This window comes from Staphylococcus sp. FSL K6-0223 (assembly GCF_038008285.1).
Genome location: NZ_JBBOYX010000002.1, coordinates 476,013 through 490,210, shown reverse-complemented (window position 1 = coordinate 490,210; position 14,198 = coordinate 476,013). Strand labels below are relative to the sequence as shown.

Sequence of the window (14,198 nt, the reverse complement as noted above, 5' to 3'; positions counted from 1 at the left end):
TTAAAAATTTTCTGAAATTTAATTTTCATTAGGAATTGGGTTTAATTACTACTTAAAACGGGTTTATTTAAAATATATATTAGATTATAATTATTACAAATTAGAATTTGTGAGGGGGAGCTAGCCATGTCTAAACAAGATGGTAGATTAACTGGTCTATTTGGTGCACCAGTATCAGATAGAGAAAATAGTATGACAGCAGGGCCACGAGGTCCATTATTAATGCAAGATGTTTATTATTTAGAACAAATGTCACATTTTGACAGAGAAGTAATTCCAGAGCGACGTATGCACGCTAAAGGTTCTGGCGCATTTGGTACTTTTACTGTCACAAATGACATTACTCAATACACAAATGCTAAAATTTTCTCTGAAGTTGGTAAACAAACAGAAATGTTTGCACGTTTCTCAACAGTTTCAGGTGAACGTGGTGCGGCTGACTTAGAAAGAGATATACGTGGATTTGCGTTGAAATTTTATACTGAAGACGGTAACTGGGATTTAGTTGGGAATAATACACCAGTGTTCTTCTTCAGAGATCCTAAATTATTTATTAGTTTAAATCGCGCTGTTAAAAGAGATCCACGTACTAACATGAGAAGTCCTCAAAACAACTGGGATTTTTGGACTGGCATTCCAGAATCTTTACATCAAGTAACAATTTTAATGTCAGATCGTGGTATGCCTAAAGGTTTCCGTAATATGCACGGTTTCGGCTCACATACTTATTCAATGTATAATGACGCAGGAGAACGTGTATGGGTGAAATATCATTTTAAAACGCAACAAGGTATTGAAAATTATACTGATGAAGAAGCTGCTGAAATCGTAGGTGGAGATAGAGATTCATCTCAAAGGGATTTATACAATGCCATCGAACGAGGGGATTATCCTAAATGGAAAATGTATATCCAAGTGATGACAGAAGAACAAGCAAAAAATCATCCACATAATCCATTTGATTTAACTAAAGTATGGTATAAAGATGATTATCCATTAATTGAAGTAGGCGAATTTGAATTAAATCGCAATCCTGAAAACTATTTCTTAGATGTAGAACAGGCTGCATTTGCACCAACTAATATAGTACCAGGGTTAGATTTTTCTCCGGATAAAGTGCTACAAGGGAGATTATTCTCTTATGGAGATGCTCAGAGATATCGTTTAGGTGTCAATCATTGGCAAATCCCTGTCAATCAACCTAAAGGTGTTGGCGTTGAAAACTTGTGTCCATTTAGTCGCGATGGGCAAATGCGTTTCTTAGATAACAACCAAGGTGGCGGTCCACACTATTATCCAAATAACCAAGGTGTATATGATTCACAACCTGAGTTTAAAAAACCATCATTCCCTGTAGATGGTGATGGATATGAATATAACTTCCGTCAAGATGATGATAATTACTTCGAGCAACCTGGTAAGTTATTCAGACTACAATCAGATGATGCTAAAGAACGTATCTTTACTAACACAGCTAATGCAATGGACGGGGTGACTGAAGACGTCAAAGTACGCCACATTCGTCATTGTTATAAAGCTGATCCTGATTATGGTAAAGGAGTAGCAAAAGCTTTAGGTATCGATATTAATCAAATTGATTTAGAAACTGAAGAAGATGAAACATACGAAAACTTTAAATAATATAATTGTAAAAGATAAGATTGCATGTTGACATCAATTATGATAAAATTTTAAATCGTAAGAATTCCTAACAACATTAGAAAGGGTGTTTAACGTGCGCGTAAATATTACTTTAGCTTGCACAGAATGTGGCGATCGTAACTATATTACAACTAAAAATAAACGTAACAATCCAGAACGTATTGAAATGAAAAAATATTGTCCTAGATTAAACAAATATACGTTACATCGTGAAACTAAATAATTTCTTATCTTTCAAATACGACAATTTGAAATTTATAGTCTCTCCTATAATGAAATAGGAGAGGCTTTTTTTATTGAAAAAATATAAATCAGGTTTAGTAGCTTTAAAATTTTTCCTTGTATAAATTAAAATTTATGTTATTCTATAAAACGTAATAATTACGATTTATGGAAAGAGGTTAAATTAAATGGCGAAAAAATCTAAAGTAGTTAAAGAACAAAAAAGAGAAGAACTTGTAAATAAATATTATGAATTACGTAAAGAACTAAAAGCAAAAGGTGATTATGAAGCGCTTAGAAAACTCCCTAGAGATTCTTCACCTACGAGATTAACTAGAAGATGTAAAGTAACAGGACGTCCAAGAGGCGTTTTACGTAAATTTGAAATGTCTCGAATTGCTTTCAGAGAACATGCACATAAAGGTCAAATTCCTGGTGTGAAAAAATCAAGTTGGTAAAAATGAATTTATGTCTTTTGTCCATTTACATTAGTAAAAAAACAATGTACAGTTAATAAGGATAAAGAATAACTGAATAATATGTGTAAATTTAATATAATTATTCGGTTTTAAAGCGTTATCCGATTAAAATTTTTAATTGTAAGGGGCAAATTACAAAAATGAAGATTTTTGACTATGAAGATATACAATTAATACCTAATAAATGCATTGTTAACAGCCGTTCTGAATGTGTTACTTCAATTAAATTTGGACCACGCACATTCAAATTACCAGTAGTTCCGGCTAACATGCAGACAGTAATGAATGAAGAGCTTGCACAATGGTTCGCACAAAATGATTATTTTTATATTATGCATCGCTTTGATGAAGAAGCTAGAATTCCATTTATTAAAAAGATGCAAGATGAGGGGCTATTCGCTTCTATTTCTGTTGGAGTAAAAGAAAATGAATTTAAATTCATTGAAGAACTTGCTTCAAAATCTTTAGTTCCAGAATATATCACAATTGATATTGCGCATGGCCATTCAGACTCAGTCATCAATATGATTAAACATATTAAAAACCACATACCTAAAAGTTTCGTTATTGCAGGTAATGTTGGAACACCTGAAGGCGTTAGAGAACTTGAAAATGCTGGTGCTGATGCAACAAAAGTTGGTATTGGTCCAGGTCGTGTATGTATAACTAAAATTAAAACAGGCTTTGGTACTGGAGGTTGGCAATTAGCTGCACTTAACATTTGTAGTAAAGCAGCTCGAAAACCTATTATTGCTGATGGTGGTTTAAGAACTCATGGTGATATAGCTAAATCAATTCGTTTTGGTGCATCAATGGTAATGATTGGTTCGTTATTCGCTGCACATGAAGAGTCACCAGGAGAAACTGTTGAACTTGAAGGTAAAAAATATAAAGAATATTTTGGAAGTGCCTCAGAATTTCAAAAAGGTGAACATAAAAATGTTGAGGGTAAAAAAATGTTTGTTGAACATAAAGGTTCACTGAAAGATACTTTAATTGAAATGCAACAAGATTTACAAAGTTCAATATCTTATGCCGGTGGAAAAGATCTAAAATCACTAAGAACTGTAGACTATGTTATCGTGAGAAACTCAATTTTCAATGGTGATAGAGACTAAGTTTAAATAGTAGGTGTAAAAAATTAAAAGATTTCTATTATTCTTTGTAGTTTTATTATGTATCATTATTTTCACACCCATTAAAGAAGCTAAGCCATTAGTAGATTTTCAAAAAGAAGTTCGACAACAAGTTGATACATGGATTAACCACGATTCAAATGTAAACGATAAATCATTATCTGTTCCTAAAAAACAAGAATTTGCACTTAGTAATATCCAAATGAATATGTCTAAGCAAGCCGTTGAAAGTAAATTAGGTCATCCAAAACGTATGACTTCTAATGAATATGGAACTAAGTGGTACACATATTATAATAAAGATTATGATAACTTTATTATGATTAGTTATATTAAAAACCACGTTAATGCCATGTACTCAAATCAAAATATCATATCTTCAAAATCTAAAATTAAGTACGCTACTCCTAAACATACTGTGAGAGAACGGTTAGGTACTCCTATAGAATATATTAGTAAAGGGCGATATCGTTTTGAGGTAAAAAATAATGAATATGATGTTTTCCATAAAGATCACATTTATACAACAGTTTTTTACGACAAACATGAAAAAAATGGAGTGACTGCATTACTACAAGTAAGTGAAAATATGGAAAATCGCTTGCGTCAACAATATGGTGTACCATCTAGAGAATTAGAAAAAAGCTTTGAATTACAAAATTATGATTTAGTTAACTCGGAAAGAAAGCAACATGGCTTAAATACACTAAATTATTCAAGTAAAATTTCTAATACTGCTAGAAAGCATAGTAAAAATATGTCTGAAAATAACTTTTTCGATCATACAGATAATAAAGGGGATTCTCCTTTTGATAGATTGAAAAAAGATCGTATTGATTTCAATGCGGCAGGAGAAAATCTTGCTTATGGTCAAATCAATAGTATTTATGCTCATGAAGGATTAATGAATTCACTAGGTCATAGGAAGAACATACTAAATACGCATTATCGAAATTTAGGCGTAGGTGTAGATTTTAATAAAGAGAAGCAACCATTTTGGACTGAGAATTATACAGAATAAGAGTTTATCTTAAGTAGATAAGGGTAAAATAAATTCGTAAGGATGTAGATAAGCATGAAAACGAATAAAGATAAACAACCCGATATACTTGATAAAATAAAAGATGTATTAAACAAAGATTCTAAACAGAAGACAAGGTAGTTCGATAAGAACTACCTTGTCTTTTAGTATTTATATGAGATTTTTATAGAGGTCTTGATATAGGGGGGCTTAAATAGAGAGAAATTGATAGTTACATTTCTCTGTATAACCCTATGACTTTACCAACTACTATAACATTATCTAAATAAATAGGATCCATAGTACTATTTTCAGGTTGTAATCGGTAACGGTTTTTCTCTTTATAGAAGCGTTTAACAGTAGCTTCTTCGTCTTCAGTCATTGCTACTATAATGTCGCCGTTTTCAGCTATCGTTTGGCTTCTTACAATCACTTTGTCACCGTCTAGAATACCAGCTTCAATCATACTTTCTCCTACTACATTTAATATGAAAATGTCACTATTATGTGTTGAAGTTAAATGTTCAGGTAGTGGGAAATACTCTTCAATGTTCTCAACAGCTGTAATAGGAACACCGGCAGTAACTTTACCTATTACTGGTACGTGAATCGTTTCTTCAACATTAACTTCCTCTAGTTGTTCACTAACAATTTCAATAGCTCTAGGTTTAGTAGGGTCTCTTCGAATATAACCTTTTTCTTCTAATCTTGATAAATGTCCATGTACGGTTGAACTAGATGCTAAGCCCACTGCTTCGCCAATTTCTCTAACACTAGGTGGATAACCCTTAGTTTGTACAATGTGTTTAATGTAATCATAAATCTCACTTTGACGTTTAGTTAATTCTCTCATATATAGGCACTCCCTAATTTTATTTAAGTACATTATAGCATTAATTATCTTCGAAAACAAACGTTTGTTCGTTTTAGTGTTGACACAGAACATTCGTTCTGATAAATTAAATATACAAACAAACGTTCTAGGAGTGAGATTAATGTTAATTAAGACAAAACAAAAGTTTTTAATATATATAGCTGTAGTACTCATCTCTTGCATGGTTTTCCTAACATTCTTTTTAAGTGTAAATCAAAGTGCGCATTCAGAACAAACGTACGAAATGACAGATCATGAAATTCGTCAACAGGATAATAATAAATCAAACTATAAAGTTGAAGACACACAAAATAGCGAACAAAATGACACTTCAGTGTTCGCTTTAGTTAATTAGTAATTTATTAAAAATATGATGAGTAAGTATTGTTAATGAGCGTAACTATTTGGTTACGTTCATTTTTTTGATATATTCTACACAAGAATTTAAAGTAGGAAATCATATATATTTTAAGAGTCTTACACATTTTGTTTAAAATTTAACAAGGAGCGTGACGATAATGTCTAAGGAAGATTTAAATATAGATAGAATCAATGAGCTAGCTAAAAAGAAAAAAGAAAAAGGTTTAACAGAAGAGGAAGCTAAGGAACAATCTAAATTAAGAAAGCAATATTTAGATTCATTTAGAAAAGGGTTCAAGCAACAGCTTGAAAATACTAAAGTAATAGATCCTGAAGGAAATGATGTTACACCTGAAAAGCTTAAAAAAATTCAATCTGAGAAAAACAATAAATAATGTAAGAAGGTTGTTCAAGGTAGTTCTTGAACAATTTGTATGAGCTGATTTATCAGATTTTTCTTTATCATTTTAATTTAAAATAAGTTATAATTATATTTAGATATTATTTAAGAAGGGAAGACACAACGATGTTTAACGAAAAAGACCAATTGGCTATCGATACAATACGTGCACTAAGTATTGATGCTATCGAAAAAGCAAATTCGGGACACCCTGGTTTACCAATGGGAGCTGCCCCTATGGCGTATACATTATGGACACGTCATCTTAATTTTAACCCCCAATCTAAAGATTATTTTAATAGAGATAGATTCATTCTTTCAGCAGGACATGGCTCTGCTTTACTATATAGTTTATTACATGTATCAGGTAGTTTAGAATTAGAAGAACTAAAACAATTTAGACAGTGGGGTTCTAAAACTCCAGGTCATCCAGAGTTTAGACATACAGATGGAGTAGAAGTAACAACTGGGCCACTAGGTCAAGGATTCGCAATGTCAGTGGGAATGGCACTTGCTGAAGATCACTTAGCTGGTAAATTTAATAAAGATAATTTTAATATGGTTGATCATTACACATACGTTTTAGCTTCAGATGGAGATTTAATGGAAGGTATTTCACATGAAGCTGCTTCATTTGCGGGCCATAATCAATTAGATAAGTTAATCGTTTTATACGACTCTAATGATATTTCACTTGACGGTGATTTAAATAAATCATTCTCAGAAAATACACAATCTAGATTTGAAGCATATGGTTGGAATTATATTTTAGTTAAAGATGGCAATGATTTAGAAGAAATTGATAATGCTATTAATAAAGCTAAATCACAACAAGGCCCAACTATTATTGAAGTTAAAACTGTTATCGGTTTTGGTTCTCCAAATAAAGCTGGTTCAAATGGAGTACATGGCGCTCCGCTAGGTGAAGATGAAAGAAAACTTACTTTTAAAGCTTATGGACTTGATCCTGAACAACGATTCAATGTACCTGAAGAGGTTTATGAAATCTTCCAAACTTCTATGTTAAAACGTGCTAACGAAAATGAAGATGCATGGAAAGCTAAATTAGAAGATTATAGCAAAGAATATCCTGAATTAGCAGAAGAATTTAAGTTAGCAATTAGTGGTAAATTACCTCAAAACTATGAAAAAGAGTTACCTAAATATGATTTAGATCATAAAGGAGCATCTAGAGCAGATTCTGGAGAAATTATTCAAAAACTTAGTCAAACAGTACCATCATTCTTTGGGGGTTCTGCTGATTTAGCAGGGTCTAATAAATCTAATGTCAAAGAAGCTAAAGATTATGATAAAGAAACACCAGAAGGTAAAAATGTATGGTTTGGTGTACGTGAATTTGCGATGGGTGCAGCAGTGAACGGAATGGCTGCTCATGGTGGATTACATCCTTATGCAGCGACATTCTTCGTATTTAGTGATTACTTAAAACCTGCATTACGTTTATCAGCTATCATGGGTCTTAACTCAACATTTATCTTTACACATGATTCAATAGCTGTAGGTGAAGATGGTCCAACACACGAACCAATAGAACAATTAGCGGGCTTACGTGCTATTCCGAATATGAATGTTATTCGACCTGCAGATGGTAATGAAACACGTGTAGCATGGGAAGTAGCATTAGAATCAGAACAAACACCAACTTCTCTAGTTTTAACACGTCAAAACTTACCAACATTAGATATTGCTGAAGAAACTGTAGAAGCGGGAGTTCGTAAAGGAGCTTACGTAGTATTTGAATCAGAGAAAGATCCTGAATACTTATTATTAGCATCTGGTTCAGAAGTTAGTTTAGCAGTAGAAGCTGCCAAAGATTTAGACAAACAAGGTAAAGGTGTTAGAGTTGTATCAATGCCAAACTGGTTTGCATTTGATAAACAATCAGATGATTATAAAGAATCAGTATTACCATCCTCAATTACTAAGTGTGTAGCAATTGAAATGGCATCTCCATTAGGTTGGCATAAATATGTTGGAACAGAAGGCAAAGTCATTGGTATTGATGGCTTTGGCGCAAGCGCACCTGGTGATTTAGTAGTTGAAAAATATGGATTTACTAAAGAAAATATATTAAATCAAATTCGCACATTCTAATATCTTAAATTATTAATAATTAGAGAAGGGTTACTAGCTCAAGTTTATTAGCTAGTAGCCTTTTATTTTATATAAGTTTAATAGTCAATTTGTTAAGAAAAACAAATATTTGTTATCATTGCTAATGGTAGGTATTAGTTATCACTTTAAAGTCCCTCTTGAAATAACAAAGTGAATTTAGTAAAATTCAGTAGGATAAAGAAAGTGGGTGAAACAATGGCAACTTGGTTAGCAATAATTTTAATCATTTTAGCACTTATCGTAGGATTAATCGGTGGTTTCTTTTTAGCAAGAAAATATATGATGGATTACCTCAAAAAAAACCCACCTATCAATGAAGAAATGCTACGTATGATGATGATGCAAATGGGTCAAAAACCATCTCAAAAGAAAATCAATCAAATGATGACAATGATGAACAAAAATATGGACCAAAACATGAAAGGCAAATAAAGCCTATAATGACGGGAGTTACAGTGATTTTAGATTTTCACTGTAACTCCCGTTTTTGTTTACTGGTAACACTATGGTAACAAAATATTTAGTTTTTAATTGCTTTCTTTGTATCGCTCATAAAGTATTCCAGCTATTTCATTTTCAGTGTTCGGGTATAAGTGGCCGTATGTGTTCACGGTTGTTTGTATATCGCAGTGACCTAAATGACGAGACACAACGTATAGTGAGACACCCGCATTAATCAATAAAGACGCATGTGAGTGTCTATGGACCACACGTATTTTAGGCAATCCGGCGCGCTGTGTGCCTCTCTTGAGCAACATATTAACTGTTGTATTAGGACACTTAGGCGAGATATTAAACACTTAAGAACTAATATCTTATTAAAGTTTAAATATGTTAATTTATAATTGAAACATAATTATTTTCTATAAGGAGAGATTAAATTGAAAAAGTTATTAGTTTCAACGTTAACCGGCTCAATTGCAATTGCGACTTTAGGTAATACTTATGTTTCAGCGCAAGAGGTGGAGAAAGCGAACAATCAACAAGTAGCTAGTACCAGTGAAAAAGCGAATACTACTCAAACTAAATCAATCAATAACTACAGTAAAAAAGAAATCGACAAACAGATGACTGAAAGAGGATGGCATAAACACAAAAACGCTGATGGTACTACAACATATACTCAATACGAGGGCGATACAATAGCAAATATGCAAAAACATGCTACACCTCAACAAAAAGAAAAAATGAACAAAGAACTTAGACATAACCCTATGCCATTCAAACAGGGCGTAAATTCTTTCAAAATGAGTAAAGATGGGAAACATTTCACTATTAAATTAAGTAAAACAACAGCGAAAGCTATAGCTACAACTGGCACTGCGGCAGCAGGTGGCTTATTCGCTTTACTTGGGCCATTCTGGGGATACGGAGCATCTATAGCAACTTCATTAGCAAACGTATACGGTTCAGGCTCAATTAAAAACGGTGTAGTAGGTCATGGAGTTGTTAAAACAAGTCCTAAAGGCGACGCTACACCTTATATCACTAGTTGGGGAAATCAATAATTTTTAATAACGTTCTGAAATAACAGGGGTGTATAGTATGCATTTGTCACCAGAATCTATCATTATTGGTATCGCTACTTTTATTGCGGTTATTGTAGCGTCATATATTGGCAGGAAAATCAAAGATAATGTAATTTTAAGTATGGTAGTAACAGTAATTCTTACTTTGATATTGCTTTTTGTCATATATAAAGTAGGAATATGGATATATTATAAATGACACTTTTTAAATTATATTAAATCACTTATAATTCTTATGAAATGCGATAGCCATGCATACTAAGTGTGGTTATCGTGTTTTATTTTACTTTTATATAACGGTATATGTGACTATAATTGTAATTAGTAACACATTTTTTTATAATATACTCATATCGCAATAGCGCTAAATAAAAATAGCGTTATTATGTATAACATTATTTAGTTTGCTTTATTAGATTGTATTACACTCATATATATTTTATATGTTTACAGGCTAGTCCACGATAAAGGTGGGCTAGTCTTTTTTGTTGTGTCCTCTTCGCAAGACGTTAAAAGGCGATGACGTAAGTCCGGCGTTAACGGATAATCCTATCGGTGTCGAACACCGTTATCAAAACGTAAGGAACGAATTTTATGGCATTTAGTAGAGAAGAACTCAAAAACATCGGTATAGATGACGAAAAAATCAACGACGTGATGACGTTATACGGTAAGAACATTCAAAGTCTTAAAGATAGCGTTGATGAAGAAAAACGAAAAGCCGAAGAAAATAAGAAAGAAGTTGAACCTTATCGTAAACGTATCAACGAACAAAACGATGAGTTAGATAACTTGAAAGAAAAGATCAATAAAGGCGAAAACTTAGAGGAGCAAATAAATGCACTCAAGCAAGCCAATAAAGAAAAAGACCAACAACACATCGATGAGATGAACGAGGTTAAATTGCAATATGAAATTGACAAAGAACTAAACAGTGCAGGCGCTAAAAATACAACAGCAGTCATGGCGTTAGTCAATCGCGACAACATTTCGTTTGATAGTGAAAAAGGTTCACGCGGCTTAAAAGAGCAATTGGACGACCTTAAAGAAATGAAAGTTATCTATTCGTATAAGATTACGATGATAAAGGCGGCTCAAAAAATGCCGATAGTCAAAGCAATTCAAACAGTAATATGAACTATAGCGTAGGTAAAGGCAAAGGTAACAGCGGCTCAGAGGCTGAAGCTAACGCATTAGGCGAGAAGTATTACGATGAATTATTTGGAGCGAACAAAAAATAAGGAGGTTAAAACCTATGAATTTAAAACCGAAAGTAATTAATGGTTTTGGTTTCAATCCAGAGAGTTTATACGTGACGCTAAATACTTAGAATACACTGTAGGTAATCCAGTGTTAGATGCGTCTAAATTCACAGAGCCAACAACAGTTAAAGCAGGTACAGCTATTTCACGTAATGAAGATACTGGTTTATATGAGTTGGTTACTGATAGCACTTCAAACATCGTTGCAGGTGTATTAACAACAAATGAGGTTGTTGTGTACCCTAACGAAAACGAAAAAGTGCCAGCAGTACGTAAAGCGTCAGTAAGACCCGAACGTATCCACGGTGCTACAGACGCATTTTAAGAGGCTACAAAAGGCCGTATTTCTTAAGATATGTTAATCATTTTAACTATAAGGAGGCATATGAATGGTATTAGAAGATAAGGCTTTCCAAAAGGCTACCTTACAAGCATTCATTAACAAAGGCGACGCAGACCGCGACGTTAGTTTATTCCCGTTAGCGCAAGCGTTCCCAACTGAACAAGTTGAAGATATTGAAAATGTTTACAATATCATCGAAACATAATTAAATGTAGCAGCATCTATCGCAGGCTTTAATTCAGGTTCTCCCATCAGAAATAAAGGTCAAGGTAAGCAAGCTATGGCGAAACTTACTAAAATTCAAGACACTTATTTCCTAGTTATAATGGAATTATTACGTTACAACAACACACATTCAAATGATGAACAATAATAAGTCTTAGACGCAGTATTGATTAGCTCAGAAAACTTGAGTGCAGGCGTTAAAAAAACGAAAGAATTACTACGTACGCAAATGGCTTATCATGGTATTAAAGACCAAAATATGAAAGGCAAATAAAGCCTATAATAGCGGGCGTCACAGTGGTTACAATAACCACTTTGACGCTTTTTTATTACTTATAGCGATATGATGATCAATTTTATTTATGAATTAGTAATTTTTAAAGGCAAGTTTTGTAATGATTGATTAAAATATATTGTAAATCGTAACTTAAAAACAAAAGAGTATTAAAAAAGTTAAAATTATTAAGTTACATAGCAATAAGTTTGGTTTACTATTTAATTGGGGGCGATAAATAATGATAAGTCGTAATAAGGAATTACTCAAATTAGGTTTTAATATAGTAAACTTAACTATCTATATCGTTTTAATCTATTTATTAATTAAATTATAGACGGGTTACTTATATATTAGTGATCAAACCTTCAATAACACATGCCTTAGCAAAAAAATAATTTGCTAAGGCATTTTTAAAATTGTATGGGAACTTAAATTAGTTATTGATAAAACTGGTTTTTAAATCTTTAGAATTTTAGAAAGTTTAAAGTAGTCATTGATATAAGGATAGTGATATACTATCATATGATGAATTAAGAGTATTAAGTTTATGTCATAAGAAGGTGTCAAATTGGCTTATTTAATTTTTTCTATTGTCGTTGCTTTTTTAATGGGCGCAGTAGTAATTGTAATAAGAATGAAAGCACAAAAGTTTCCAGTTAATGAAAAAAAAATCATTTTACCTCCATTCTTTATGGCTACTGGGGCTTTAATGTATATTATTCCATATTTCAGATTAACAGGTATGGAAATGTTAGAATCACTAATTTTAGGTGTACTATTCTCAACTGTTTTAATTTTCACATCAAGATTTGAAGTCAAAGGCAGCGAAATTTACATGAAGCGTTCTAAGGCATTTCCAGTAATTTTAATTTCGTTATTAGTTATTAGAACTATTATTAAAATCTTTATTAGCAATGAAATTAACCCAGGTGAAATAGCTGGTATGTTTTTCTTACTAGCGTTTTGTATGATTGTACCTTGGAGATTAGCAATGTTTTATAAATATAAAAAGTTAAAAAAATCACTAGTTAAGTAGTGTATTGGCCACTTGTCATATTATTTGATGAGTGGCATTTTTTACTTGAAAGTTGATATTAAGAATAATAAAATATAAATACGAACAAATGTTCTTCTTAGGAGGATGATTATGAAAATTATACATACTGCTGATTGGCATCTTGGTAGAATCTTGAATGGTAAACAGTTATTAGATGATCAAAAATATGTATTAACTAAATTTATTAATCATATGGAAAAAGAAAAACCTGATGTCATAGTTATAGCAGGTGACTTATATGACACCTCTTATCCGAGTAAAGAAACTATGAGTTTACTTGAAAATACAATTGCAGAGTTGAATATAAGACTTAAAATACCTGTAATTATGATTAGTGGGAATCATGATGGAAAAGAAAGATTGAATTATGGGTCATCATGGTTTGAACATAATCAATTGTTTATAAGAACCAAACTTAAGGATATACATAAACCTATAGAAATAAACGGGGTGCAATTTTTTGCTTTACCTTTTGCGACAATAAGTGAAGTACAACACTTTTTCGAAGATAAAGAAATCAATACTCATCAACAGGCTTTAAATCGCTGCATAGAATATATGTCTCAAAATATAGATGAAAATAAAGTGAGTATTTTAATTGGTCATTTAACTATTAAAGGTGGTAAAACATCTGATTCAGAGCGACCTTTAACTATAGGAACTGTAGAGTCAGTTGAAAGACAGTCATTTGATCAATTTGAGTATGTTATGTTAGGGCATCTACATCATCCTTTTAGTGTAAATGAAAAAAACATTAAATATAGTGGCTCATTACTACAATATTCATTCTCTGAAGTGAATCAAGCAAAAGGTTATCGCATAGTTAATATCGATGAAGTTAATCATGTAGAAGATACATTTAAATCTATTGAACCTTTAAGAGAATTAGAGGTTATAGAAGGGGATTATGATGATGTTATTGAAGAACGAGTTTCTGTGAAAAATAAAGATAATTATTTTCATTTTAAACTCACTAATATGTCACATATTAATGATCCAATGATGAAACTTAAACAAATTTATCCTAATACATTAGCATTAACTAATCATACATTCGAACATATTGAAGAGTTTAATAATGTAGAGATAAAGAAACAAGATGATCAATCTATAATTAAGTCGTTTTATGAATCAATGACTAATGAGGAAATTAGCGAAAATCAATCTAATAAGATAGCTGAAATTTTAAATAATATTATGAGAAAGGAAGTCTAA

The 14,198-nt window shown here is 32.0% G+C and carries 17 protein-coding genes; 15 read left to right on the top strand and 2 right to left on the bottom strand.

The features are described from left to right. Positions 1–126: 126 nt before the first annotated feature. The 5 genes from MHI13_RS13295 to MHI13_RS13275 all read left to right on the top strand — a co-directional run bounded on the left by MHI13_RS13295 (position 127) and on the right by MHI13_RS13275 (position 4,520). Positions 127–1,641, top strand: a complete 1,515-nt coding sequence (locus MHI13_RS13295; protein WP_064210045.1) for a catalase — start codon at positions 127–129, stop codon at positions 1,639–1,641. Between the two features lie 94 nt (positions 1,642–1,735). Continuing rightward, positions 1,736–1,885, top strand: coding sequence for a 50S ribosomal protein L33 (rpmG, locus tag MHI13_RS13290; RefSeq protein WP_001831295.1), 150 nt, complete (start codon positions 1,736–1,738; stop codon positions 1,883–1,885). 187 nt (positions 1,886–2,072) lie between these two features. Next, positions 2,073–2,342 (top strand): 30S ribosomal protein S14, encoded by a 270-nt coding sequence (gene rpsN, locus MHI13_RS13285; RefSeq protein ID WP_002433763.1) that lies wholly within the window; start codon positions 2,073–2,075, stop codon positions 2,340–2,342. Positions 2,343–2,503: 161 nt separating this feature from the next. Next, entirely contained in the window at positions 2,504–3,481 is a 978-nt protein-coding gene (guaC, locus tag MHI13_RS13280) for a GMP reductase (RefSeq protein ID WP_064210046.1), read from the top strand. A 22-nt stretch (positions 3,482–3,503) separates the two neighbouring features. After that, positions 3,504–4,520, top strand: a complete 1,017-nt coding sequence (locus MHI13_RS13275) for a CAP domain-containing protein (RefSeq protein ID WP_186306238.1) — start codon at positions 3,504–3,506, stop codon at positions 4,518–4,520. A 232-nt stretch (positions 4,521–4,752) separates the two neighbouring features. Here the strand turns inward: MHI13_RS13275 and lexA are convergent, their stop codons facing one another. Next, positions 4,753–5,373 (bottom strand): transcriptional repressor LexA, encoded by a 621-nt coding sequence (gene lexA / locus MHI13_RS13270; protein WP_002433936.1) that lies wholly within the window; start codon positions 5,371–5,373, stop codon positions 4,753–4,755. A gap of 142 nt (positions 5,374–5,515) precedes the next feature. Between lexA and sosA the strand changes: the two genes are divergently transcribed. From sosA to MHI13_RS13250, 4 genes are all read left to right on the top strand, one after another. Continuing rightward, positions 5,516–5,749, top strand: coding sequence for a DNA damage-induced cell division inhibitor SosA (gene sosA / locus MHI13_RS13265; RefSeq protein WP_064210048.1), 234 nt, complete (start codon positions 5,516–5,518; stop codon positions 5,747–5,749). Positions 5,750–5,912: 163 nt separating this feature from the next. Next, positions 5,913–6,149 carry a DUF896 domain-containing protein gene (locus MHI13_RS13260; RefSeq protein WP_002433819.1) on the top strand — a complete coding sequence of 79 codons (237 nt, stop codon included), beginning with the start codon at positions 5,913–5,915 and terminating at the stop codon, positions 6,147–6,149. A gap of 131 nt (positions 6,150–6,280) precedes the next feature. Then, on the top strand, positions 6,281–8,269 hold the full coding sequence (tkt, locus tag MHI13_RS13255; RefSeq protein WP_064210049.1) for a transketolase: 1,989 nt from the start codon (positions 6,281–6,283) through the stop codon (positions 8,267–8,269). Positions 8,270–8,485: 216 nt separating this feature from the next. Next, entirely contained in the window at positions 8,486–8,722 is a 237-nt protein-coding gene (locus MHI13_RS13250; protein WP_016898133.1) for a YneF family protein, read from the top strand. A 95-nt stretch (positions 8,723–8,817) separates the two neighbouring features. On the opposite strand, the gene MHI13_RS13245 is transcribed toward MHI13_RS13250, so the two are convergent. Continuing rightward, positions 8,818–9,048, bottom strand: a complete 231-nt coding sequence (locus MHI13_RS13245) for a tyrosine-type recombinase/integrase (RefSeq protein WP_081253912.1) — start codon at positions 9,046–9,048, stop codon at positions 8,818–8,820. Between the two features lie 123 nt (positions 9,049–9,171). Here MHI13_RS13245 and MHI13_RS13240 point away from each other — a divergent pair, with 123 nt between their 5' ends. The 6 genes from MHI13_RS13240 to sbcD all read left to right on the top strand — a co-directional run bounded on the left by MHI13_RS13240 (position 9,172) and on the right by sbcD (position 14,198). Continuing rightward, complete coding sequence (locus MHI13_RS13240) at positions 9,172–9,798, top strand: hypothetical protein (RefSeq protein ID WP_227938720.1); 627 nt, start codon at positions 9,172–9,174, stop codon at positions 9,796–9,798. A gap of 615 nt (positions 9,799–10,413) precedes the next feature. Next, positions 10,414–10,956: a phage scaffolding protein gene (locus MHI13_RS13235; RefSeq protein ID WP_064210051.1), complete on the top strand. Its 543-nt coding sequence runs from the start codon at positions 10,414–10,416 to the stop codon at positions 10,954–10,956. Between the two features lie 213 nt (positions 10,957–11,169). Continuing rightward, positions 11,170–11,406 carry a hypothetical protein gene (locus MHI13_RS13230; RefSeq protein WP_241497425.1) on the top strand — a complete coding sequence of 79 codons (237 nt, stop codon included), beginning with the start codon at positions 11,170–11,172 and terminating at the stop codon, positions 11,404–11,406. Positions 11,407–11,470: 64 nt separating this feature from the next. After that, positions 11,471–11,629 carry a hypothetical protein gene (locus tag MHI13_RS13225; protein ID WP_193750992.1) on the top strand — a complete coding sequence of 53 codons (159 nt, stop codon included), beginning with the start codon at positions 11,471–11,473 and terminating at the stop codon, positions 11,627–11,629. A gap of 865 nt (positions 11,630–12,494) precedes the next feature. Continuing rightward, positions 12,495–12,962: a CcdC family protein gene (locus tag MHI13_RS13220; RefSeq protein ID WP_002433613.1), complete on the top strand. Its 468-nt coding sequence runs from the start codon at positions 12,495–12,497 to the stop codon at positions 12,960–12,962. Positions 12,963–13,073: 111 nt separating this feature from the next. Continuing rightward, positions 13,074–14,198: an exonuclease subunit SbcD gene (gene sbcD, locus MHI13_RS13215; protein WP_064210052.1), complete on the top strand. Its 1,125-nt coding sequence runs from the start codon at positions 13,074–13,076 to the stop codon at positions 14,196–14,198.